Annotated in this window: 19 protein-coding genes; 11 read left to right on the top strand and 8 right to left on the bottom strand. The window is 77.3% G+C overall.

What is annotated here, in order from left to right; genetic code table 11:
• Nucleotides 1–89: 89 nt before the first annotated feature.
• Both tatA and mgtA read right to left on the bottom strand, forming a co-directional pair.
• Nucleotides 90–338: a twin-arginine translocase TatA/TatE family subunit gene (gene tatA / locus WHI96_RS09890; RefSeq protein ID WP_345647492.1), complete on the bottom strand. Its 249-nt coding sequence runs from the start codon at nucleotides 336–338 to the stop codon at nucleotides 90–92.
• A complete protein-coding gene (gene mgtA / locus WHI96_RS09895) occupies nucleotides 335–3,070 on the bottom strand; it encodes a magnesium-translocating P-type ATPase (RefSeq protein WP_345647494.1) in 2,736 nt (911 codons plus the stop codon). The genes tatA and mgtA overlap by 4 nt, the downstream gene beginning before the upstream one ends.
• An 86-nt stretch (nucleotides 3,071–3,156) precedes the next feature.
• Here mgtA and WHI96_RS09900 point away from each other — a divergent pair, with 86 nt between their 5' ends.
• The 3 genes from WHI96_RS09900 to WHI96_RS09910 all read left to right on the top strand — a co-directional run bounded on the left by WHI96_RS09900 (nucleotide 3,157) and on the right by WHI96_RS09910 (nucleotide 5,817).
• Nucleotides 3,157–3,507 carry an ArsR/SmtB family transcription factor gene (locus WHI96_RS09900; RefSeq protein ID WP_345647497.1) on the top strand — a complete coding sequence of 117 codons (351 nt, stop codon included), beginning with the start codon at nucleotides 3,157–3,159 and terminating at the stop codon, nucleotides 3,505–3,507.
• A gap of 371 nt (nucleotides 3,508–3,878) precedes the next feature.
• Complete coding sequence (locus WHI96_RS09905) at nucleotides 3,879–5,117, top strand: LCP family protein (RefSeq protein ID WP_345650491.1); 1,239 nt, start codon at nucleotides 3,879–3,881, stop codon at nucleotides 5,115–5,117.
• Nucleotides 5,118–5,196: 79 nt separating this feature from the next.
• Entirely contained in the window at nucleotides 5,197–5,817 is a 621-nt protein-coding gene (locus WHI96_RS09910; RefSeq protein WP_345650493.1) for a DedA family protein, read from the top strand.
• A 366-nt stretch (nucleotides 5,818–6,183) separates the two neighbouring features.
• On the opposite strand, the gene WHI96_RS09915 is transcribed toward WHI96_RS09910, so the two are convergent.
• Both WHI96_RS09915 and WHI96_RS09920 read right to left on the bottom strand, forming a co-directional pair.
• On the bottom strand, nucleotides 6,184–6,864 hold the full coding sequence (locus WHI96_RS09915) for an LppM family (lipo)protein (protein ID WP_345650495.1): 681 nt from the start codon (nucleotides 6,862–6,864) through the stop codon (nucleotides 6,184–6,186).
• 37 nt (nucleotides 6,865–6,901) lie between these two features.
• Nucleotides 6,902–7,513, bottom strand: a complete 612-nt coding sequence (locus tag WHI96_RS09920) for a GNAT family N-acetyltransferase (protein WP_345650497.1) — start codon at nucleotides 7,511–7,513, stop codon at nucleotides 6,902–6,904.
• 319 nt (nucleotides 7,514–7,832) lie between these two features.
• Between WHI96_RS09920 and WHI96_RS09925 the strand changes: the two genes are divergently transcribed.
• Together WHI96_RS09925 and WHI96_RS09930 are read left to right on the top strand one after the other, a co-directional pair.
• A complete protein-coding gene (locus tag WHI96_RS09925; protein WP_308819801.1) occupies nucleotides 7,833–8,159 on the top strand; it encodes a hypothetical protein in 327 nt (108 codons plus the stop codon).
• A gap of 42 nt (nucleotides 8,160–8,201) precedes the next feature.
• A complete protein-coding gene (locus WHI96_RS09930) occupies nucleotides 8,202–8,969 on the top strand; it encodes an SAV_6107 family HEPN domain-containing protein (RefSeq protein WP_345650505.1) in 768 nt (255 codons plus the stop codon).
• Between the two features lie 95 nt (nucleotides 8,970–9,064).
• Here the strand turns inward: WHI96_RS09930 and WHI96_RS09935 are convergent, their stop codons facing one another.
• A complete protein-coding gene (locus WHI96_RS09935; RefSeq protein ID WP_073573930.1) occupies nucleotides 9,065–9,895 on the bottom strand; it encodes a ParA family protein in 831 nt (276 codons plus the stop codon).
• A gap of 128 nt (nucleotides 9,896–10,023) precedes the next feature.
• Here WHI96_RS09935 and WHI96_RS09940 point away from each other — a divergent pair, with 128 nt between their 5' ends.
• A complete protein-coding gene (locus WHI96_RS09940; RefSeq protein WP_345650507.1) occupies nucleotides 10,024–10,782 on the top strand; it encodes a class I SAM-dependent methyltransferase in 759 nt (252 codons plus the stop codon).
• Between the two features lie 312 nt (nucleotides 10,783–11,094).
• Nucleotides 11,095–11,505 carry an SCO2097 family morphological protein gene (locus WHI96_RS09945; protein WP_020623751.1) on the top strand — a complete coding sequence of 137 codons (411 nt, stop codon included), beginning with the start codon at nucleotides 11,095–11,097 and terminating at the stop codon, nucleotides 11,503–11,505.
• Nucleotides 11,506–11,903: 398 nt separating this feature from the next.
• On the opposite strand, the gene WHI96_RS09950 is transcribed toward WHI96_RS09945, so the two are convergent.
• From WHI96_RS09950 to WHI96_RS09960, 3 genes are read right to left on the bottom strand one after another with little or no spacing between them, the layout of a single operon-like run.
• Nucleotides 11,904–14,255 carry a transglutaminase TgpA family protein gene (locus WHI96_RS09950; protein ID WP_345650514.1) on the bottom strand — a complete coding sequence of 784 codons (2,352 nt, stop codon included), beginning with the start codon at nucleotides 14,253–14,255 and terminating at the stop codon, nucleotides 11,904–11,906.
• Nucleotides 14,252–15,604: a DUF58 domain-containing protein gene (locus tag WHI96_RS09955; RefSeq protein ID WP_345650518.1), complete on the bottom strand. Its 1,353-nt coding sequence runs from the start codon at nucleotides 15,602–15,604 to the stop codon at nucleotides 14,252–14,254. The genes WHI96_RS09950 and WHI96_RS09955 overlap by 4 nt, the downstream gene beginning before the upstream one ends.
• Before the next feature lies 1 nt (nucleotide 15,605).
• The gene (locus tag WHI96_RS09960; RefSeq protein WP_345650521.1) at nucleotides 15,606–16,559 is read right to left on the bottom strand and encodes an AAA family ATPase; all 954 of its coding nucleotides are present in this window, start codon (nucleotides 16,557–16,559) and stop codon (nucleotides 15,606–15,608) included.
• Nucleotides 16,560–17,221: 662 nt separating this feature from the next.
• On the opposite strand from WHI96_RS09960, the gene mraZ reads away from it, so the two are divergent.
• The 4 genes from mraZ to WHI96_RS09980 all read left to right on the top strand — a co-directional run bounded on the left by mraZ (nucleotide 17,222) and on the right by WHI96_RS09980 (nucleotide 21,621).
• Nucleotides 17,222–17,653 carry a division/cell wall cluster transcriptional repressor MraZ gene (mraZ, locus tag WHI96_RS09965; RefSeq protein WP_043276508.1) on the top strand — a complete coding sequence of 144 codons (432 nt, stop codon included), beginning with the start codon at nucleotides 17,222–17,224 and terminating at the stop codon, nucleotides 17,651–17,653.
• Nucleotides 17,654–18,045: 392 nt separating this feature from the next.
• Nucleotides 18,046–19,044 carry a 16S rRNA (cytosine(1402)-N(4))-methyltransferase RsmH gene (gene rsmH, locus WHI96_RS09970; RefSeq protein WP_345650524.1) on the top strand — a complete coding sequence of 333 codons (999 nt, stop codon included), beginning with the start codon at nucleotides 18,046–18,048 and terminating at the stop codon, nucleotides 19,042–19,044.
• 64 nt (nucleotides 19,045–19,108) lie between these two features.
• Nucleotides 19,109–19,795 (top strand): cell division protein FtsL, encoded by a 687-nt coding sequence (gene ftsL / locus WHI96_RS09975; RefSeq protein ID WP_345650526.1) that lies wholly within the window; start codon nucleotides 19,109–19,111, stop codon nucleotides 19,793–19,795.
• Nucleotides 19,795–21,621, top strand: a complete 1,827-nt coding sequence (locus WHI96_RS09980) for a peptidoglycan D,D-transpeptidase FtsI family protein (protein WP_345650528.1) — start codon at nucleotides 19,795–19,797, stop codon at nucleotides 21,619–21,621. The genes ftsL and WHI96_RS09980 overlap by 1 nt, the downstream gene beginning before the upstream one ends.
• The last annotated feature ends 309 nt before the right edge of the window (nucleotides 21,622–21,930 follow it).

Genomic DNA, 21,930 nt, shown 5'->3' on the forward strand with positions numbered 1-21,930 from the left:
TTTTCGTGCTGGGTTTCTGGACTTTATGGTCGGCGGTGTTATGACCCGGCCGGGGGGGGGGGGGAGGGGCGCCCCCGGCCCCGCGACGGTCAGCGCTCGCCGGTGGTCCGCTCCTCCGCGACCCGCTCCCGGGCCGCCGGTTCCCCGGCGGGCCGCTCCTCGAGGGCCCGGTCCTCGGAGCGGGCCGCCCCGGCGTCGCGGGTCTCGCCCAGCTCGGACCTCAGGATGCGGGTGGACCGGCCCACCGAGCGGGCCAGGTCGGGCAGCTTCTTCGCGCCGAACAGCAGCACGACGACCAGTAGGACGACGAGCAGCTGGGTCGGTCCGGGTGGGGTCATCGGATCCTCTCCTTCTCCGGCCGGGGGCCCGCGGCGCGGATCCCCAGCACGTGACGCAGGTACAGCGGCCGCGTCGCGGCCACACACGACAGGAACGGCAGCACGACGGCCGCCAGCAGCGGCCACACCGCGGGCGGTGGCGCCGCCATCCCGAACAGGGGGGCGAGCGGGGTGAACGGCACCGCCAGCCCGGCCAGGACCACGGCCGTCACCGTCGCCACCACCGGCCGCGCGGCGCGCCCGGCCCTGGTCCGCAGCAGGAGCAGCACCAGGACCTGGGACAGCACCCCCTCCATGAACCAGACGGCCTGGAACACCGCCTGCTCCTGCGGGGTGTCCAGGCCCAGGAAGCGCCACACCGCCCAGAACGTGACCAGGTCGAACGCCGAGGCCAGCGGCCCGAGGACCGCCATGAACCACAGCATCCCGCGGGTGTCCCAGCGCCGGGGCCGCGCCGTCCAGCCCGGCTCGACCCGGTCGAACGACAGCGACAACGCGGCCACCCCGAACAGCACGCCCTGCAGCAGCAGCTGCGCGGGCAGCAGCGGCAGGAACGGCAGCACCGCCGAGGCGACCAGCACCGACAGCGCGTTGCCGACGTTCAGCGCGGCGGTCACGGTCAGGTAGCGGGTGGCGCGGCCCAGGGTCCGCCTGCCCTCCTCGACCGCGGAGACGACGACGTCGGGGCTGCGGTCGGCCAGCACGATGTCCGCGGCCGCCCGGGCGGCGGGCACCGCCCCGTCGACGCCGATCCCGACGTCGGCGATCCGGAGCGCGCCGACGTCGTTGAGGCCGTCGCCGAGGAACCCGACGGTGTGCCCGCGGGCCTGCAGCGCGGCGACGACCCGCTCCTTCTGCAGCGGCCCGAGCCGGGTGAACAGGGTGGTGCGCTGCACCGCGCGGGCCAGCGCGACGTCGTTCAGCGCGTCGAGCGCGGCGCCGTCGAGCACCCCGGTGACGGCGATCCCGGCCCGCGCGCACACCTGTTCGGCGACGGCGGTGTCGTCGCCGGTCAGGACCTTCACCGCGACGCCCTGCTCGGCGAAGCGCTCCACCGCGCGGGCCGCGGACTCCCGCACGGGGTCGACCATCCCGACGAAGCCCAGCAGCAGCAGGTCGCGCTCGGGGTCGTCGTCGTCACCGGCGCCGAGCGGGCGCAGCAGCGGTGTCCGGCGGGTGGCGACGGCGACGACCCGCAGCCCGGTCGCGCGGTGCCCGGCCGCCGCGTCGGCGGCCGCGGCCCGCAGCGACTCGGTCAGCTCCACGGGCCCGCCGTCGCGGGCGACCCGGGTGCAGCGGGGGAGCACGGTGTCCGGGTCGCCCCGCACGATCACCAGCTCACCGGGGTCGTGCGCGTCGCGCAGCACCATCGCCGAGCGCCGCCGGGTGTGGTCGAACGGCAGCTCCTCGACCCGGGTGAGCAGGCCGTGGGCCAGCAGCGCCGACCCGTCCCGGTCGGCGGCGGACACGGCGTCGTCGAGGCCGTCGCGCGGGGTGGTCTGGAAGCGCACCGCGACCGCGGCCGCGTCGGCCGGGGCGGGGTCGGGACGGCCGTCGACGTCGACGGAGTGGGTGAACACCACCCGGTCCTCGGTGAGCGTGCCGGTCTTGTCCAGGCAGGCGACGTCGATCGAGCCGAGGTCGTGGATGGCCTCCGGGCGGGTCACCAGCACCCCGGACTCGCGCAGCCGGGCCGTGCCGCGCAGCAGCGTCGTCCCGACGATCAGCGGCAGCAGCTCCGGGGCCAGCCCGACCGTCACGACGACGGCGAACAGCAGCGCCTGCCGCACGTCGCCGGACACCTCGACGTTCACCAGCAGCACCAGCGGCGCCGCGAGCAGCATGCAGCGCACCAGGGCCCGGCGCACCGACCGCAGGCCGCGGTCCACCTCCGACGCCGGCCGGGGACGGCGGCCGCGCCCGGCCAGCTCCTCGGTGTGGGTGTGCGCCCCGGTGGCCAGCACGGCCGCCGTCGCGGTGCCGCGCACCACGGTGCTCCCGGCGAACAGCAGCGCCGGGTGCGCGGTGACCGGGCCGTCGTCGGTCCCGGCCCGCCACGGGCGTCGCCGCGGCGCCGGGCGCGGCTCCCGCGACGACGGCGGCGCCTTCGCCACCGGCAGCAGCTCCCCGGACAGCGACGACTGGTCGACCAGCAGGTCCCGGGCGTACAGCAGCCGCGCGTCGGCCGGGACGGGGTCGCCCGCGCCGAGCAGCACGACGTCGCCGGGCACCAGGTCCTCCGGCGGCACCTCGCTGTCCCGCGGTGCGGTCCCGGGGGCCGGGCGGCGGCGGACCGTCACGGTGGTCGCGGCGTGCGCGCGCAGCTCCCGCGACAGCCGGTCGCCGCGGGCGGCGTGCCACAGGCGCAGCCCGACGCCCAGCGCGGCGACGACGAGCACCGGCGTCGCGCTGCCGGGACTGCCCGCGACGGCGAGCAGCACCCCGAGCACGGCCATCAGGCCGGAGAACGGGCCGGCGAGCGCGCGGCGGGCCCACACGGCCGCGCCCGGGCGCCGGACGGCGTCGGTGGCGTTGTCGCCGTGGGTGTGCAGGCGCAGTGCGGCGGTGTCCTCGCACAGTCCGCGGCGCGCGGAACCCAGGCCCCTGAGCAGCGCGAACGCGTCGGCGCCCGCCCAGTGCCGCAGTGCGGGCTCGCCGGGTGTGGCGGGTGGACGGGCGGGCGGGGGCGGCGGCCGCGCCGCGGCACCGTCGCGCCCGATCGTCCGGTCCAACGGTGCCCCTCCGGTCCCCGGCACCGCGTCCGGCGCCGCCCGGTACGGTAACAGTTGCGTAAGTGACGCAACTGTCTGGAGGTCCGGTGGAGACCGCCCCCGAGGGCCCGCAGCCCCTCGACCCCGAGCTGCTGGCCGACGCGGCCGCGGCGTTCGGGACGCTCGCCGCGACCTCGCGGCTGCAGATCGTCTGGCTGCTCGCCGACGGCCCGCGCGACGTCGGCACCCTCGCGACGACCCTCGGCCAGCCGGTGGCGGCGGTGAGCCAGCACCTGGCGAAGCTCAAGCTCGCCGGGCTGGTCCGTGCCCGCCGCGAGGGCCGCCACCAGATCTACGTCATCGCCGACGCCGGCATGGTCGAGGTGGTCCGGACCGTGGTGGCCGCGCAGGACCGCAGGCGTGAGCCGGACGCCGTCCGCGGTCGGGGGAGCGCGTGACGCCACCGCCGGGTCCGGTGCCCCCGGACCGTCCGCGTCCGGACCGGGCCGGCGCACCCCGCACCCCCGGCGTCCCGCCGGTCCCCGCGACCCCTCCGGCGCCGGGTGCGAGGGCTGCCCCCGGTGCGACCCCGACGGCTCCGGGCGCGCCGCGGACCGGGACCCGGGGTGCGGCGCCGCCGCGGGACACCCGGTCGCCGGGGGCGTGGCCCCGGTCCGGCGGCCCGCCGGCGTCCCGCCCCGGCGCCCCGGCCGGTCCCCGTCCCTGGCGCGCGGTCCCCGGTGCCCCGTCGGGCCGGCCCGCCGACCGCCCCGCGTCGGCCGGCCAGCGGTCCCGGCCCGGCGACCCCGGCGCCCGCCCCACCACCCCGATGCGCCCGGTCGCCCCCTGGCCCCGCGCCGAGCAGCGCACCCCCGCCCCGCGGCGGCACCGCGTCCGCGGCCTCGTCGCGGCCCTGTCGGTCGCGGTCTTCCTGGCCACCGGCGCCGGCTGGGCGATGGTCGGCGGCACCAGCGGTCTGACCACCGCGGACGTCACCGGACCGCACGTCGCCGACGGCGCGACCGACATCCTGCTGGTCGGCAGCGACTCCCGGGTCGACGCCCGCGGCGACCCGCTGCCCCGCGAGGTCCTCGACGCCCTGGACGCGGGCGACGCCGACGGCCAGGACAACACCGACACCCTGATGCTGGTCCGCATCCCGGACGACCCCGACCTCGGCGCGTCCGCGGTGTCGATCCCGCGCGACTCCTGGGTCGACGTCCCCGGCCTCGGCAAACACAAGATCAACTCTGCGCTGGCGCGCGGGGCGGCGATCGCCCGGCCGGACCTGGTCCGGCAGGGGCTGGGCGGGCCGGACCTGGAGCGGGAGGCCGACGCCGCGGGCAGCAGGCTGCTCGTGCGCACCGTCGAGGAGCTCACCGGGGTCTCGGTCGACCACTACGCCCAGGTCAACCTGGCCGGGTTCGCCGAGATCACCCGCGCGCTCGGCGGCGTCCCCGTGTGCCTCAAGGCCCCGGTGCGCGACAGCTACTCCGGCGCCGACTTCGCCGCGGGCCCGCAGACCGTGCAGGGCGCCCGGGCCCTGCAGTTCGTCCGCCAGCGGCACGGCCTGCCCGAGGGGGACCTCGACCGGGTCCGCCGCCAGCAGGCGTTCCTCGCGGGGCTGACCCACCGGCTCCTGTCGGCGGGCACCCTCACCGACCCGACGGCCGTCGCCGACCTGATGCAGGCGGTCAACGGTGCCGTCGTGCTCGACCAGGGCTGGGACCTCACCTCGATGCTCGCCCACGCCGCGCAGCTGCGCGGCGACCGGGTCACCTTCCGCACCATCCCCACCGGCCGGGCCGACTACCGGACCGGCAGCGAGGGCGTCGCGGTGAAGGTCGACCCGGCGCAGGTCACCGCGTTCCTCGCCGGGCTGGCCGCGCCCGGGACGCCGGCCGATCCCGGGGACGGCGACGACGCGGACGCCGCCGCGCCGGCGACCCCGGCCCCGGCCACGACGGCGAGCGGGACCGGACGGGCCGCGGCGCCCCGGGGTGACCCGACCCCGGCCGCCGACACCCAGCCCGAGCTGACCGCCGACGGGGTGCCCTGCGTCGACTGACGCGGCCCCCGTCACCCCGGCCGAGGAGCCTCCCATCGCCGAGATCATCGACTTCCTGACCTCCGTCCCGTTGTGGGTGGTGGTACTCGTCGCGGGGCTGGTCACCCTCGGCGAGACCACGATCGGCGTCGGGCTGGTCCTGCCCGGCGAGACCGTGCTCATCGCCGCCGCGATGGCCGTCCCGGACGTCCCCGCCGCGGTGCTGGTCACCGGGGTGGTCGCGGTCGCCGCCGCCTGCGGCGACTCGATCGGCTACGCGATCGGCCGCCGTTTCGGCCCGCGGCTGCGCGAGTCGCGGATCATCGGCCGGATGGGCCGCGACGCCTGGGACGACGCCGCCCGCACCCTGCGCCGCCGGGGTCCGTTGGCGGTGCTCGGCGCCCGGTTCCTGCCGGTGGTGCGCACGATGACCCCCGCCGCGGCCGGGGCGTCCGGGCTGCCGCTGCGGCGCTTCCTGCCGGCGGTCGTCGTCGGGGCGACGGTCTGGTCCGCCGTGCACGTGACCGCCGGGTTCCTGCTGCGCGAGGCCGCCGAGCAGTTCGAGAAGGCCTTCGGGATCGCCGGCTGGGTGGTCCTGGGGGTCGTGGTCGTCGTCGGTGTCGTCGGGTGGCGTGCGCGGCGTCGGCGCGCCGAGGCCCGCCGGGCCGCCGCCCGCGAGACCGTCGCCGCCCTGGCCGAGGAGCGCCGCGACTCCGCCTGACCCGCTCCCGCCGGACGCGTGCGTGACGGAGGAGCACCGCCTGCCGGCAGGTGGCCGACCCTCGGCCGGGAGGCGGCACGCCCTGCCACGGTCGTCCCGGCACCGGTGCGGGCCGGACCGGCGACGGCCGGACGGCCGGGTGAAGGCGGTCGGCCACTCCCGTGAGGGCGCCGCCCGCGTCGTCCTGACCGTCGGTGAGCTCGACACCCCGGAGCCCGGTCCGGGCCAGGTCCGGGTGACCCCGCTGCGGTCACCCGGTTCGGGATCGACGACGTCGTCGCCGTGCACGAGGCGGCGACGACGGGCACGGTCGCGGTCGACCTCTGACCGGTTCCGGTCGGCCACCCCCGCCGGTCCGGCGCGGCCTCAGCGCCGGATCGGCGGGTTCCGGTCGCGCCGGGCCAGCAGCACGGCTGCCCCCGCCGCGACGACGACGAGCCCGGCCAGCAGCAGCGACCAGCCGAGGATCGACGGCGCGTTCGGATCGGTCGAGATCACCGAGGCGTTGATCTGTGAGACCTCACCGGGGACGAACTCCCAGGTGACCGTGCCGCCGTCGGTCTCCCCGTCGGATTCCACGACCTCGCCGGGGAAGCTCATCGCGAGCCGCACGTCGGCCCGGTCCACCGGCATCGTGGTCAGGTCGGCCCGGCCCTGCACGGCGATCCGCTCCCCGACGCGGCGCAGCTCCAGGTTCGCCCGGCCCGACGCGTTCCCGCCGAGCAGGTTCAGCTGCGAGACCTGGGCGAAGGTCAGGTCCTCGAAGGCCGCACGGGTGCCGACGAAGCCGTCCTGGTCGTACGGCGCCAGCTCGACCTCGCCCGCGAGGTCGGCCGGGACCTCCAGCTGCGGGCCGCGGCCGTCCGGCGCGCCCTCGGGCGTCGCGACGACGATCGTGCCGTCGACGGTGTCGTCCGGCTGCACGGCGAGGGCCACCTGGACCCGGGTGCAGCCGGTCAGCGCGAGGAGGGCCAGCACCGCGAGCAGCACGAGCGCGCGCGTCCGGGATCGACGGCGTGCGGGTGGCGCGGTGCGGTGCGGCGGCATGACGTCATCGTGCCACCCGGGTACGGCGGTCCCGGCGTCACTCGGGGGCGTGTGTCGGGTGACGCGTGGGCAGCAGCGGCAGCTCGCGCCCGAGCACGGCGAACGGGCGCGGGTCCCCGGTGAACAGGTGCTCGCGCAGTACGTCGACGAACCCGGCGCGACGGTAGAGCCGCCAGGCCCGGCCGGGTGCGGCCCGGCCGTACTCGGGGGTGGACAGCAGCATCCGGGCCCGGGTGGCGTCGCGGGCCAGCGCCCGCAGCAGCGACTCGCCGATGCCCGAGCCCTGGGCCTGCGGGTGGACGTGCAGCTCGGTCAGCTCGAAGTAGTCGGTCAGCCAGTCGACGCTCACGGCGCCGGGCTCCCCGCGCCGGGCCCGCAGCCCGCGGCGGACCTCCTCGAACCACCACTGCCCGGGGCCGCCCCAGTAGCCGTAGCCGACGCCGGTCAGCCGGTCCTGCTCGTCGAGCCAGCCGACCGAGCGCCAGCCGGGCCGGTAGGAGTGCTCGAGCCACAGCGAGCGGCGCTGGCGTGCGGTCGACCGCGGGTAACCCATCGCCGTGACGTAGACGTCGATCGCCTCGCCCAGCCGGTCGGCGAACTCGCCGCGGCCGAGGCCGACCAGGCGCGCACGCGACGGCGCGGCGGTCACCGCGAGCACCGGCCCCGGTGGGGACCGCACGCCCGCGCGGGGGCGGGGTCGGTGTCCGGGTACATGTCCCCATCACACCACGTCCGGCCCGTCGCGGCGGGTCCGGACCGGGTGCTCCGGCACGGTGCCGGTGGCTGAGCGCCGCCACCCGGGCGCCCGACTTGACGCGGCGATCGAACGCGCGTTCTACTGACGTACGTCGAACGCGCGTTCGACACCGGGCGTCCGGTGGGCGGAGTGGGGGAAGCACCCCGTCGCCGGGCGTCCCGGAGACCGATTCCGGTGGTGGGAACCGAGGCCCGGCCACCGGGTGGAGGGCGTGGTGGTGCCAGTGGGCGGCTTCTCGCGTTTGTTCCGGTCCCGCCAGCCGGCGGCGATCGACGTGCGCTGGCAGAACGGTGAGCCGGTGGAGTTCTCCCGGCGTCCGTCGCGCCGCGGGGAACATTTCCTGGTCACCGGGGTTCGAGACCAGTGGATCGAGGAATCCCCGTGGCCGTTCCCGTCGCCGATGCCGGTGGGCGGGGACCGGCTGAGCTGCTGGCGGGTGCTCGCCCGGTCGGTGCAGGACCCGCAGGAGCCGCCGCGCGAGGTGGTGCTGCGGATGCGATCCGGTCCGGGCGTGTGGGACCTGGTGAAGGTCGACTGAGAGGTGCGGGAGATGCGGGAGGTGCGCGTGCGGAGCAGGACGATGGAACTGGACCTGGCGCTGCCGTCGCCGCGGTCCGCCGGGGCGCGACCGCCGGGCGACGCCCCGGTGGGCGCCGCGCGGCCGGAGCGGCGGTCCGGACGGGTGCGGCCGGTCGCCGACGGGCTGTGGCCGCTGGACTGCGGCGCGGCCCGGAGCGCGGGACGGGGCACGGCCGACCGTGCGGGCCCCGCCGCCGGGGCGGCGCCGTCCCGACGGGGGAGCGGCCGGACCGGTGCGGACCCGGCCGGCACCGGGTGCACCGGCCGGCCGGGTCGGGCCGGGGCGCCCGGGACCGCCGGCCGGTCCGGGCAGGTGATCCCCCTGCCGGGGGCATCCGTGCCGGCGGACGGGGGCGCCCCGCAGCGCCCCGGAGGCGCGGCACCGTCGCCCGCGCCCGCCCCGCCGTCGCGGGACGCGCTCGGGCTGCTGCGCCAGGCCGCCGAGCAGCTCGCGGAGGCGCACCGGGAGACCGAGCCGCTGCGTCGCTACCCGGCCGCCTACCTCGCCGCGCTGCGTGCCGGGGCGGCGGTGCTGGCGATGCGGGCCCGGCCCAGGACCCGCCGGGGCGCCCCACGCGACGTGTGGCGGCTCCTCGCCGAGGTCGCACCGGAGCTGGAGGAGTGGGCGGCGTTCTTCGCCGGCTGCTCGCGGCTGCGGATCGAGGCCGAGGCCGGGATCGGGCGGCACGTCGACCGGCGCGCCGCCGACGACCTGCTCCGCCAGGCCGAGCAGTTCGTGACCCGGGTGCAGCTCCTGCTGCCCCGGTGAGGTCCGTCCGCCGGGGCGGCGGGCCGCTCCGGGTCAGCGGATCGGCCGGGACGGGGGAGCGGGCGGAGCCGGGGAACGGACCGGAAGGGGGTCGGTCAGGCCGAGGCGGCGGGGCGCGAGGCGCTGCGCAGTACCCGGCCCAGCAACGCGGTGAAGACCGCGGAGATCTCCCGTGCGCCCGGGGTGTCCCACGCCTGGATCGGCAGGCAGGCGCCCTGGGCCTGCTGGACCGCCGAGCGGTCGGGCAGGACGCTGTTGAACACCAGGGGGCCGAACAGCTCACGCAGCTCGGAGATCCGGAACTCGTGCTCGGTGTTGCGCGGCCGCACCCGGTTGACCAGCACACCCAGTGGCTGCAGGCGGTCGTTGGACCGCTCGCGCTCGGTCTGGACCGCGTCGAACGCGCGCTGCACGCCGGACACCGAGAACATCGTCGGGTCGGTCACCAGGATCGCCCGGTCCGCGGCGGACAGCGCGCTGCGGGTCAGCTGCCCCAGCGACGGCGGGCAGTCCACGATCACCAGCCGGTAGCGCTCCTCGGCGTGCTCGGAGCCGCCGGAGTCGTCGGTGATCAGCTCGCCGGCCAGCCGCTGCAGGGCGCGGTCCAGCCGGTACAGCTGCGCCGCCCCCGGGTCGGGGTGGTTGTGCCGCTCGGTCTGCTCCGCGCCGACCAGCACGTCGAGGCCCTCGCCCCACGCCGACGGTGCGATGGCCCGTTCGACGACCGCGCGGCGCGGCTCGTCCAGCACGTCGGCGACGGTGGCCGTGGTGGGCTCCGGGTCGAGCGCGGTGGTGGCGTTGGCCTGCGGGTCGAGGTCCACCACGAGGGTGGAGACGCCGTGGCGCTGCGCCGCGCCGGCCAGACCCAGTGCGACCGTGGTCTTGCCGACGCCACCCTTGAGACTGAGCGTGGCGACGACCTGCACCCACCCAACCTACCGTGCGGTCCGGCACGGTCGCCGGGCGGAGTGCACGTGATCGTCGGGTGCCCGGTCGTGGGCGTCCCGGCGGGCGGGCGGGCCGGCCACCGGCAGGGGCCACTAGTCTCGGTGCCGTGGGATCGCCGACACGCGAGCAGGCCGGAGCAGCGCGCGGGGCCGCCGTGTTCCGGGTGCTGGACAGGGAGATCGACCGTGTCCGCCGGGACACCGGGGCCGCGCCCCGGGTGCTCGACGTCGGCGGGGGCAGCGGCACCTGGGCGGTGCCGCTGGCGATCGCCGGCTGCGCGGTCACCGTCGTCGACACCAGCCCCAACGCGCTGGCGACGCTGGCCCGACGCGCCGGTGAGGCCGGTGTCACCGACCGGATCACCCCGGTGAACGGCGACGTCGACACCCTCGCCGAGGTCGCCCCGGCCGACGGCGCCGACCTCGTGCTGGGCCACGGGCTGCTCGAGGTCGTCGACGGCCCGGGCCGGGTGCTCGCCGCGCTCGCCGCGGCCGCCGCCCCGGGCGGGGCGGTGTCGGTGCTGACGGTGGGGCGCTACGGGGCGTTCATCGGGCGCCTGGCCACCGGCCGGCTCGTCGAGGCCCGCGCCCTGCTCACCGACCCCGAGGGCCGCACCGGTACCGACGACCGGCTGCTGCGCCGGTTCGACGCGCACCGGCTGCAGGAGCTCACCGCCGAGACCGGGCGGCTGCGGACCGAGGTCCTGCAGGGTGACGGCACCCTCGAGGCGTGGCTGCCCGGTCCCGGTCAGGAGGGCGAGACGGCGGGCCGCGACGAGCGTGACGAGCTGGACGCGCTCGCGTCGCAGGTCGGCGCCCTCGCCGAGGTCGCCCCGCGGCTGCATCTGCTCGCCCGGCGGTACTGACGCCGACCCGCGGCCGGTGTCCGACGGTCGCCGTCCGGCTGCCGTCGGTGACCGGTCGTCCGGCGTTCACCCGGGTGCCCACCCCCGTCCGGGTGGGTCTGCGACAGTCCGGGTGAGCGACGACACGCCGCGCCACGCCGTCCGCTCGACGATCAGCCGAGCGGGTTGGACGGTCCGGGTGGTCGCGGCACGATTCGCCTCGTACTCTGGACATCAGACGCCCAGGTTGGGGCGCCCGTCGTACCGGCCGGGGCGAGGAGGCCCGGGTCGAATGCGGCCTACCGTCCGATTACGTGTGCCGGAGGTGAAGGCATGCCGCTCTCCGAGCACGAGCAGCGCCTGCTCGAACAGATCGAACGCGCCCTCTACCAGGAGGACCCGAAGTTCGCGTCCTCGGTCAGCGGTAGCCGGCGCAGCAAGCCCGCCCGGCGCCGCCGCATCCAGGGCGCCGTCCTGTTCGTGGTGGGCCTCGTGCTGCTCGTCGCCGGGATCCCCTTCCGGGCACTCTGGCTCGGTGATCTGCCGATCCTGAGCATCGTCGGCTTCCTCGCCATGCTCGGCGGCGCGTTGCTGGCGGTCACCTCGATCGGCGCCCGTCGCGGCGGCGAGGAGACGACCGGTCAGGGCGGGTCCGCCCCGAAGGACAAGCAGTCCGGCGAGAGCGGCGGTGGCTTCACCGGCCGTATGGAGGAGCGCTTCCGGCGCCGCTTCGAGCAGGAATGACACCGGACGGCCCTCGCGGCCGTCCGCACGACGCCCGGCGGGGCGGGACACCGGTTCGGTGGCCCGCCCCGCCGTCGTGTGTGGGGCGCGGGTGATCGGGACGGACCGGTGCCGTTCGACCGCCGCCGCCGCCGACGACGCCGACCGGACGCCGACCGGACGCCGACCGGACGCCGACCGGACGCCGGGCGCCGACCGGGCTCCGACCGGACGCCGGGCGCCGACCCGGGCGCGGCGGGGCTGAGGCGTCGACCCGGGCCGTACCGGGCCGAGGCGTCGACCCGGGCGCGGCAGGACGGCGAGTCGACCCGGCCGCCGGGCCCCCGCGGCCCGCGCTGCAGGTCCCGGGGCTCCGCGCCCGTGCCGCGGGCCGGGAACCCCGCGCCGCGGTGGGCGGATCAGCTGCGCTCGGCGGGCTCCCCGGCCGTGTCGGTGTCGGCGGCGCCGTCGTCGGCCGCCGGATCGTCGTCGGACGGACGGCGCCCGCGCCGGACCGCCTCCGGCACCACCGAGGCCGGCAGCACCCGGGCCCGCAACGACGTCCCACCGGCTGCGATCGCCGTCCGCACCTCGTCCACCAGGCCGTCGAGCGTGCCCGGCTCGGGCAGCATCCCGCCGTACCAGCTCGCCTCGACCCGGCCCGCCAGCTCCCGCAGCGCCTCGGCGGGGCGCCCGGACAGGCCGTGCCGCTCGGTGATGCGGTCGGCGGCCGCGCGGACGGTGTCCCCGGGCGGCACCGGGACCCCGTGGTCGCGGGAGGCGGCCAGGACCTCGTCCCACGCCGCCGCCGCCGCGCCGTCGCCGCCGGCCCGGGCCAGCCCGGCCCGGCGGGAGTACTGGTGCCGGCGCCACAGGCCCGGGGTCAGCACGACCGCGAGCACCGCGGCCACCAGCAGCAGCGCCACGACCAGCGGCCACCAGGACCCGGTCGCGGCCGGCGGCTGGTCGGCCGCCTGCTCCTCGGTGGGCGGGGGCTCCGGGGTGGGGCCACCGGCCTCGGGGGGCGGCGGCGTCGCGGACGGCTCGGGCTGCGGGCTCTGCTCGGCGGCGGGCGTGCCGCCGTCCTGCTCCCGGGCCTGCTGGACGTAGGCCGGGTCGACGGTGCGGCCGTCGGCGAGCGGGGTCGGGTCGAAGGTCAGCCAGCCGTAGCCGGGGAACCACGCCTCGACCCAGGCGTGCGCGTCCTCGGTGGTGATCGTGCGGGCCCCGGAGCCGTCGGCGTCACCCGCGGTGAAACCGACCGCCACCCGCGCCGGGACGTCGACGGCGCGCAGCATGACCGCCATCGCCGAGGCGTACTGCTCGCAGTAGCCGGTGCGGCCGCGGGTCAGGAAGTCGACCAGGGCGTCGCCGTTGCCGCCCGGCGCGGTCGCCAGGCTGTAGGTGAACGGGGAGCCGGGCCCGGTGAAGTGGTCCTCCAGCGCCATCGCCCGGTCGAACGGCGTCGTGGCACCGGCGGTCACCTCGCGGGCGATCGCGGTGACCCGCGGGTCGACGCCGTCGGTGTCGAGGTAGGCCCGGTCGACCGTCGTCGGCCCGGACGCCGCGCGCAGCTGGTCGGCCGAGGGCTCCGGCAGCCGCATCGACTGGGTCCAGCCGTCCTCGGACTGCGCGCGCTCGCTGTAGACGATGCCGCCGTCGGTGTCGTAGGCCCAGCTCGGTGAGTTCACCCCGATCCGGGTCGGGTCGCCGAACACCGGCAGCCAGTAGTCGCGGAAGCCCAGGTTCTCGACCTGCACGTCCTGGGAGGCGGCCGGCCCGGACGTCGACGGCGGCAGCGGCCCGGTCAGCGGCACACCCGGCAGCGGGCGCCCCGCCTTCCAGCCCTCCTGCGGCACGTAGGACCGGAGGGTGAGCGCGCGCAGGTAGGTCGGGGTCTGCAGACCCCGGACGCTGAACAGCGGCCGCGGCTCGCTGCGGGTCAGCTGCCCGCGCAGCGAGGTGAACGGGTTCAGCCCGATCGAGCCGTCGGCGTCGCCCCCGGTCCCGCCGGTGGCGTCGAAGCGACCCGAGGTTCCCACCGACGACGCCAGCAGCCCCGCCAGCAGCGAGCCCACGAGGGCGACCGCGACGACCGCGGCCCCGGCCGGGATCTGCCGCAGCCGGTCCGGGCGCAGGAGCAGCAGCACGCCGTAGCCGAGCGTCGCCGCGACCACGGTCCACCAGGGCAGCAGGTCCGGCTGCAGCGCCGTCGGCACCGCGAACACCACCAGCAGCGGCACCCCGGCCGCGGCCGGGGCGGCCACGGTCACCGCGAGCCCGAACACCGCGATCGCGATCGTGCCGAAGCCGAGGGTGACCAGCAGCAGGATCTCCGGGCTCGCCGCGACCGGCGGCAGGCCGCTGTCGATCTGCTGCCCGGCCCCCCCGAGCAGGCCCGACAGCTCGCCGAACGCCGACGGCCCGGGGAGCACCCCGAGCACACCGCTGCCGGTGAACCACGCGGTCACCAGCAGGACCAGGGCCAGCAGCTGCCCGGGCGCGACCAGCCAGGCCCGCAGCGGCAGCAGCAGGCCGCCGACCAGCGCGACCAGCACGACCGCGACGGTGGCGTGGGCGAACCAGGCCGCGCCCTGCACGACCGAGCTCATCGCCGTCCCGGCGAGCAGCACCGCGACGACCGTCGCGACCGGTCCCAGCACGACCGTCCAGGCCGGGGCGCCCGGCGTCCGGCCCGCGGGGGCGGCCTCGGCGACGGGCGCGGCGGGCGGCGGCGCGGGCCGGACGGGGGGCCGGGTGGGCGCGCTCATCCGGTCGCCCCCGCGGTGCCGGGCGAGCCGCAGGCGTCCGCCCAGGCCCGCTGGACGGTCATGTCGGAGGTGACGACGGTGGCGTGCCACCCGGCGCGGCGCAGCGCGGCCGCCGCGACCGACGCCGCGGGGGACCGCGTCGCGGCCGACCAGGTGTCGACGTCGAGGACGACCGCGTGCCCGCCGCGCGGCCAGGCCGAGACCAGCGCGGTGACGTCCTGCGGCGCGGTCCCGCCGAGCACCGCGAGCACACCCTCCGGGTGCCCGGGCCCGGGGCCGGGCGCGGTGAACCCGGTGCTCGCCGAGGGCCGCAGCACCGCCAGCGACTCCAGCCGCGGGGGGACGGCGTCCGCACCGGTCACACCGGGCGGCACGTCGCCGACGGTCTCGCCGGACTCGTCGACGAGCGCGACGGCCTCGCCGCGCTGCAGCAGGTGCACCGCGACGCTGGCGGTGAACGCCACCGCCCACTCCAGGCTGGAGGCGGGCCCGTGCCCGCGGTGGGCGTTGTCGCGCCGGTCGATCAGCAGGGTCACGCCGGACGGGTCGGGACGGTCGTCGAGGCGGACCATCAGCTCGTCGCGTCGGGCGCTGGAGCGCCAGTGCACCCGGCGCAGCTCGTCGCCCTGGCGGTACGGGCGGATCAGCACGTCCGGGGTGCCGGGGCCGGGGCGGCTGCCGCCCTCGGCGCCGCGGCCGGCGGCGGTGGAGGTCAGGGCCGGGCGTCCGGTGAGCGGGGTGACCCGGGGGAGGACCAGCAGCCGGTCGGCCGGCAGCAGGTCGTGGCGGAACTCGGCGAGACCGAGTGCGTCGGTGCCGCGGCCGCGCAGCGGACCGATCCGGTACGCGCCGCGGACCGCGGGCCGCACCGGGTAGCCGACCCGGGCGCCGCGCCGGCCGAGCCGGTGCACGGTGAACCGCGGCGGGTAGCGGTCGGCGGGACCGGCGGCGTCGGGCACGTGGTCGGCGATCCGCAGCGCACCCAGCAGGGCGCCGCCGGCGATCCGCAGCAGCACCGTGCCGCCGCTGCCCGCCTCCAGCCGCGCCGGCTCCAGGGTGCGCCCGACCTGCAGCGAGCGGCGCGAGCGCAGCGCGACGACCAGCGCGAGCAGCGGCAGGAGCAGCACGAACGCCCCGATCCGGACGAGGTCGCGCTCGTCGAGCACGATCGCCGAGACGACCATCGCGGCGCCGCCGGCGAGCAGGCAGCGCCCGCGGACGGTCAGGCCTGCCCGCCGTTCCCGACGCGGCGCACCGCCGGTCGCGAGCGGCGCCGACGACCCGGTCGCCTCCGGGGCACCGGGCTCGGCCGGCGCCGGTGGCCCGGCCGGCGGCGCGGTCGGCGCCATCTCAGCCCCGCGGCGGGGACGGCACCGCGACCCGCGCGACGGCGGCCCGCACCAGGTCCGCCGGTGTCCGGCGGGCCGCGACCCCCTCGGGGCCCAGCACCAGCCGGTGCGCGAGGACGGGCACGGCGACGGCCTGGACGTCGTCGGGCACGACGTAGCCGCGCCCGGCGGTCGCGGCCCAGGCCCGGGCGGCCCGCAGCAGGTGCAGGGTCGCGCGCGGCGAGGCACCGAGGCGGACATCGGGCAGCCGCCGCGTCGCGCCGACCACCTCGACGCAGTAGCGGCGCACCTCCGCCGCGGTGTGCAGGCCGCGGACCCCGGCGATCATCGACCGCAGCGTGCGCAGGTCGGTCACCGGCCGCAGCCGCTCCAGCGGGTCGGTCGAGCCGTGCTCCTCGAGCATCGCCAGCTCGGCCGCCGGGTCGGGGTAGCCGACCGAGACGCGGATCGTGAACCGGTCCTGCTGGGCCTCGGGCAGCGGGTAGGTGCCGTCCATCTCCACCGGGTTCTGGGTGGCGACGACCATGAACGGGTCACCCAGCGGGTAGGTGCCGCCGTCGACGGTGACCTGGTGCTCGGCCATGCACTCCAGCAGCGCCGACTGGGTCTTGGGCGAGGCGCGGTTGATCTCGTCGGCGATCACGACGTTGGCGAACACCGGGCCGGGCCGGAACTCGAACTCCGAGGTCTGCCGGTTGTAGACCGACGAGCCGGTGATGTCGCCGGGCAGCAGGTCCGGGGTGAACTGCACCCGGCTCACCGCCCCGTCGACGGCCCGGGCGAGCGCCTTGGCCAGCGTGGTCTTGCCGACGCCCGGCACGTCCTCGACGAGCAGGTGCCCCTCGGCGAGCATCGCGACCAGGGCCAGCCGGATGGTGTCCGGCTTGCCGACGATGATCCTGGCCATCGCGGCGGCGATCCGGCCCGCCGCGTCGGCGACGGCGACGGCGTCCATCGGCTCGGACGCGTAACCGGGGTGCGCACCGCTGGCCTCGGCCCGGCGGAGGGGACCACCGGACGGCGACGGGACGGGCGGCACGGAGGGCGCGGACGGCGCGCTCGACGACAACGGGCCTCCTCAGGAGACGGCTCGGGTGACCCCAGTCTGTCAAACGTCCCCCGATCGGGACCGGCCGCCGCCACCCGCCCCCGGCTGCTGCTCCGTACGGCCGAACGCCACGCGCTCCGAGGGGCGCGCCCGGCGGCGCGGGCACGACGTCCCCCACGGCGCCCCACGGTGGTTCCCCACGCCGCCCCACCGCGCGTCCGCCGGGCCCCCCACCGCCCCCCACCCGGGCTCCCCACGGTCCTCCCACCGTCTCCCCACCCGTCCCCACCCCGGGCGGCCCGATCGGCCCGGGAACCGTCCCTGACCAGGGACGACGCCGGTGGGGGAGCGGTGGGACGCCCGTCCGGCCGGAGCAGCCGGACACGGCCTCCGGACGTCGCGCGACCGGGTGGCGCGTCGCGCGCCCCCACCGTCCCCCACCGTCTCTGACCTGCGGAAACATCCGTTGAACGGTCGAAGATACCTCCGTCTCGGGTTGACGGTGGGTGAGTGTGGGGTAGTGTGGTGATCGCTGGGGCGAACAGGGGTCCCAGGTGGAGGTGGGGTCGGTGTTCCTCGGCACCTACACCCCGAAGCTGGACGACAAGGGGCGGCTCACGCTGCCCGCGAAATTCCGCGACGAGTTGCGAGGCGGCTGCATGATCACGAAAGGGCAGGACCACTGCCTCTACGTGTTCACCCGTGACGCCTTCACCGAGATGGCGCGCAAGATCGCCGCGGCCCCGCTGACGAACGAGTCGGCGCGGGTGTTCCAGCGGAACCTCTTCTCGGGCACCGACGAGCAGAACCCCGACGGCCAGGGCCGGATCGCGATCCAGTCCGAGCTGCGCCGGTACGCCGGACTGTCCAAGGACTGCGTGGTGATCGGCGCGTTCACGCGCGCCGAGATCTGGGACGCGCAGGCCTGGCAGGAGTACCAGGAGCGGCACGAGGACGAGTTCGCCAAGGCCCAGGAGGAGGTTCTGCCCGGGCTGTTCTGAGTTCCGCTGGCGGGCGGGACGACGGACGGCGGCAGTACCTGAGCAGGACAGCACGACCGACAGCGGACGACACCACCGTCGCCGCCCCGACCCGGGTGCCGTGATCGCCCGGCCCTGGCACACCTTCCCCGGTGCCAGGTCCGGTCGGCACGGCCCCCGGGTGGGGACGGCGCCGGCGCCCACCCCGACTGGGGAGTTCGGGTGGCGAGGTGGAGCCCGCGCGTCTTCGGGCGTGGAGCGGACCGGTTGTGGGAGCCGGCACGCCGCACCCACGGACATCGACCCTCCCGGTCCCGGCCCCCGTGGCCGGGACCGGGGACGGCCGCCGGACGGGCGGCCCGCACGACACGCACGCACCACACGGGGACGGACGGCGCACCGGGGGGTGGGACGTGGACGGTACTTCCGGCGACGGCGCCACCCCGCGCGACGAGCGCGCGCCCGGTGACCGGCACACCCCGGTCCTGCTCGAGCGCGTCTCCGAGCTGTTCGACCCCGCCCTGCGCGACCGCGACGCCGTCTACGTGGACGCCACCCTCGGCATGGGCGGCCACGCGGCGGCACTGCTGGCCGCGCACCCCCGCCTGACCGTCGTCGGCATGGACCGCGACCCGCAGGCCCTCGAGCTCGCGGGCCGCAGGCTGACCGCCTACGCCGACCGGCTGCACCGGGTGCACACCGTCTACGACGACGTCGCCGGCGCGCTGGAGCAGGCGGGCGTGCCCGCCGCCGACGGCATCCTGTTCGACCTGGGCGTGTCCTCGCTCCAGCTCGACGAGGACGCCCGGGGCTTCTCCTACTCCCGCGACGCCGACCTCGACATGCGGATGGACCCGACCACCGGGCCGACCGCCGCCGACGTCCTGAACTCCTACACCGCGGGCGAGCTGCGCCGGATCCTGCGGGAGTACGGCGAGGAGCGGTTCGCCGGACCGATCGCCAACGCGATCGTCCGGACCCGGGAGAAGCGCCCGTTCACCCGCAGTACCGAGCTCGTCGAGCTGCTCTACGGCGTGGTCCCGGCCGCGTCCCGACGCACCGGCGGGCACCCGGCGAAGCGGACCTTCCAGGCCCTGCGCATCGAGGTGAACCGCGAGCTCGAGGTGCTGCGCGACGCGCTGCCCGCGGCGCTGGACGCGCTCGCCCCCGGCGGGCGGATCGTCGTCCTGTCCTACCACTCGCTGGAGGACCGGATCACCAAGCGCGTGCTCGCCGAGCGCGTCCGCTCGCGGACCCCGGTGGACCTGCCGGTGGAGCTCCCCGGACACGGACCGGAGTTCCGGCTGCTCAGCCGGGGCTCCGAGCAGGCGTCCGACTCCGAGATCGCCCGCAACCCGCGGGCCGCCCCGGTGCGGCTGCGCGCGGCGGAACGCGTGGAGGACGGGCCGTGAGCACCCGTGGCACGGACCCGAGCACGCAGGCAGTACCGGCACGGCGGAGAGGCAGGAAACCCCGATGAGCACACCCGTCATCGAGCGCCCGGGTACCCCGGGCGGTGGCCGGGCGCGGCCCGACACCCGCCAGAGCCGTCGTACCGCGGCACCCCCGCGGATCCCGGCCCAACGCGGCCCCGGCGACGCCCGGCGGGTGGCCGACCAGCGTCGCCGGAGCGCGGCCAGGGAGAACACCGGCCGCGCGAAGTTCGTGCTGGTCGTGATGGTCCTGCTGGTCTCGGGGCTGATCGCGACGCTGTGGCTGTCGACCGCCGCGGCGGCAGACTCCTACGCGCTGCAGGCGGCCCGGGAGCGGACCGCGTCGCTCACCGAGCAGTCCGAGGCGCTCCGCAAGGAGGTCACGGTGCTGCAGAGCCCCGGCTCGCTCGCCGACCGCGCCGCGGCCCAGGGCATGGTCCGGGTGACCGACCCGGCACGCCTGGTCGTCGCACCGGACGGACGCGTCGACGTCGTCGGGGAGCCGAGTGCCGCCGTCGCCGCGGCGCCGCCCGCCCCGCCCGCCGCCGACGCACCGGCCCCGCAGGCCCCGCCCGCGCAGCAGGCGCAGCAGCCGGGCGCGGCCACCACCGACCCGGCCGCCGAGGGCGGTGACGCCGCTCCGGGCACCGCCGGGGGTGGCGCCGCCGGTGCCGGTGAGGGCACCGAGCACGAGGTCCCGGCCGACACCCGGGCGGCGGGCGGGAACTGATGGTCTACGCGCCGCCGCGCCCCCGGCCGCGGGGGCAGGGTCCGCGGGGCGGTCGGCGCCGGTCCCCGGCCGACGACCCGCGGTTCCGGCTGCGCCTGGCCTGGGTGGCGCTGGCCGCCCTGCTGCTGGTGTCCGGGGCGAAGCTCGTGGTCGTCCAGACGGTGCAGGCGGGCACGCTGACCGCGGACGCGGAGAAGCAGCGCGCCAGCCGGATCGTCATCCCGGCCGAGCGCGGCGCGATCAGCGACCGCAACGGCGCCGTGCTGGCGTTCTCCACCGAGTCCAAGGCGCTCGTCACCAACCCGCGTCTGATCAACTCCACCAAGGGCGCGGAGGCGGTCGCCTACAAGAACCGGATGGCCGACGCCGTCGCCGCGGTCACCCACGGCGACCCCGAGGAGCTGAAGCGGGCGCTGAACAGCGACCGCGGCTATGTCGTGATGGCCACCGCGGTCGACCCCGGGCCCGCCCGTGACCTGCGCACGCGGTTCCCGGAGATCGCCGAGGAGAGCCGCGAGGCGCGCCAGTACCCCAACGGGACGCTGGCCTCGAACATCATCGGCGCCGCGACCTGGAGCGCCGACGCGCAGAAGCTGATCGGCCGGATCGGCCTGGAGTCCTCCGACGACGGGCTGCTCGCCGGTCGCGACGGCTTCCAGATCGCCGACACCGCCGAGGGCAGCGGCACCGTCATCCCGGGCAGCGTGCGCTCCGAGCAGGCCGCGGTGTCCGGCTCCGACGTGCAGCTGACGATCGACTCCGACCTGCAGTTCCAGGTGCAGCGGATGCTGGCCGACTACGCGGGCCGCTCCGGCGCGCGCAGCGGCTCGGCCGTCGTCCTCGACCGGGCCACCGGGCAGGTGCTCGCGCTCGCCGACAACACCTCGTTCGACCCGGCCCAGCTGCTGTCCGCGGACCCGAACTCGCTGGGCAACAAGGGTGTCACCACGCCGTTCGAGCCCGGCTCGGTCAACAAGGTCGTCACCATGGCCGCCGCGCTGGAGGCCGGTGTCGCCAGACCCGACGACGTGCTGGACGTGCCCGGCAGCATCGAGGTCGCCGACCGCACGATCAAGGACGCCTGGGAGCACGGCGTCGACCACTACACGCTGACCGGTGTGCTGGCGAAGTCCTCCAACGTCGGCACCCTGATGACCGCGCAGAAGGTCGGCGAGGACCGCTTCTCGGACATGCTCGCGAAGATGGGCATCGGGCAGAGGACCGGTGTCGGGCTGCCCGGCGAGAGCGGCGGACGGGTCCCGGCCCGCGCGACCTGGTCCGGCTCCACCTTCGGCAACCTGCCGATCGGGCAGGGCCTGTCGATGACCGTGCTGCAGATGGCCGGGATGTACCAGGCCATCGCCAACGACGGCGTCCGCGTGCCGCCGCGGATCATCGCCGCGACGACCGGCCCGGACGGCGTCCGGGTGCCGACCGAGGCCCCCGAGCCGGTGCAGGTGATGTCGCCGCAGACCGCGCAGACGCTGCGGACGATGCTCACCGCCGTCACCCAGAAGGCGCACGGCCAGTCCGGCACCGGGCCCGCCGCCGCGGTGCCCGGCTACGAGGTGGCGGGCAAGACCGGCACCGCCCAGCAGGTGGACCCGACGACCGGTGCCTACTCGCGCTCCCAGTACTGGATCACCTTCGCCGGGATGCTCCCGGCCCAGGACCCGCGGTTCGTGATCGGGATCATGCTCGACGCCCCGAAGGGCGGGACGAGCGCGGCGCCGCTGTTCCACGACATCGCCTCCTACCTGGCCCAGCGCGACGCCGTGCCGGTCCGGACGACGCCCGCCCCGGTGCAGACCCTGCAGATCAGGTGACGGCGCGGCCGGGTGCGGTCCGGCTGCGTCGGGCGGTCTCGGCCGCCGCTCACCCGTACGGGTGCCGGCCGGGCCGCCGTGCACCCCGCCCGACGAGCCGCCCACCGGCCCGGAACCTGCGCCGGATGGCCGTACCCGGCTCGTCGGACGGCCGTGTGCCGGTCGTCGTTCCGCCGCCCGCCGCGACCGCCTCCGCGAGCGGTCGCGGGCGCCTGACCGGGACGAGGGGCGGCCCGCGCCGGTCGGTAACCTCCGGCCCTGTGCCCGACCTCCACACCGCAGCCACCGCCCGCTCCCGGAGCACCGGCG

The sequence above is a fragment of the Pseudonocardia tropica genome, from assembly GCF_040105315.1.
Classification (GTDB): Bacteria; Actinomycetota; Actinomycetes; order Mycobacteriales; family Pseudonocardiaceae; genus Pseudonocardia; species Pseudonocardia alni.

What these genes read in the sequence shown, in the direction of transcription:
- tatA (WP_345647492.1), bottom strand. Translation starts at nt 338, where the DNA reads ATGACCCCACCCGGACCGACCCAGCTGCTCGTCGTCCTACTGGTCGTC.
- WHI96_RS09905 (WP_345650491.1), top strand. Translation starts at nt 3,879, where the DNA reads ATGCGCCCGGTCGCCCCCTGGCCCCGCGCCGAGCAGCGCACCCCCGCC.
- WHI96_RS09915 (WP_345650495.1), bottom strand. Translation starts at nt 6,864, where the DNA reads ATGCCGCCGCACCGCACCGCGCCACCCGCACGCCGTCGATCCCGGACG.
- WHI96_RS09930 (WP_345650505.1), top strand. Translation starts at nt 8,202, where the DNA reads ATGGAACTGGACCTGGCGCTGCCGTCGCCGCGGTCCGCCGGGGCGCGA.
- WHI96_RS09945 (WP_020623751.1), top strand. Translation starts at nt 11,095, where the DNA reads ATGCCGCTCTCCGAGCACGAGCAGCGCCTGCTCGAACAGATCGAACGC.
- WHI96_RS09950 (WP_345650514.1), bottom strand. Translation starts at nt 14,255, where the DNA reads ATGAGCGCGCCCACCCGGCCCCCCGTCCGGCCCGCGCCGCCGCCCGCC.
- WHI96_RS09955 (WP_345650518.1), bottom strand. Translation starts at nt 15,604, where the DNA reads ATGGCGCCGACCGCGCCGCCGGCCGGGCCACCGGCGCCGGCCGAGCCC.
- WHI96_RS09960 (WP_345650521.1), bottom strand. Translation starts at nt 16,559, where the DNA reads ATGGACGCCGTCGCCGTCGCCGACGCGGCGGGCCGGATCGCCGCCGCG.
- ftsL (WP_345650526.1), top strand. Translation starts at nt 19,109, where the DNA reads ATGAGCACACCCGTCATCGAGCGCCCGGGTACCCCGGGCGGTGGCCGG.
- WHI96_RS09980 (WP_345650528.1), top strand. Translation starts at nt 19,795, where the DNA reads ATGGTCTACGCGCCGCCGCGCCCCCGGCCGCGGGGGCAGGGTCCGCGG.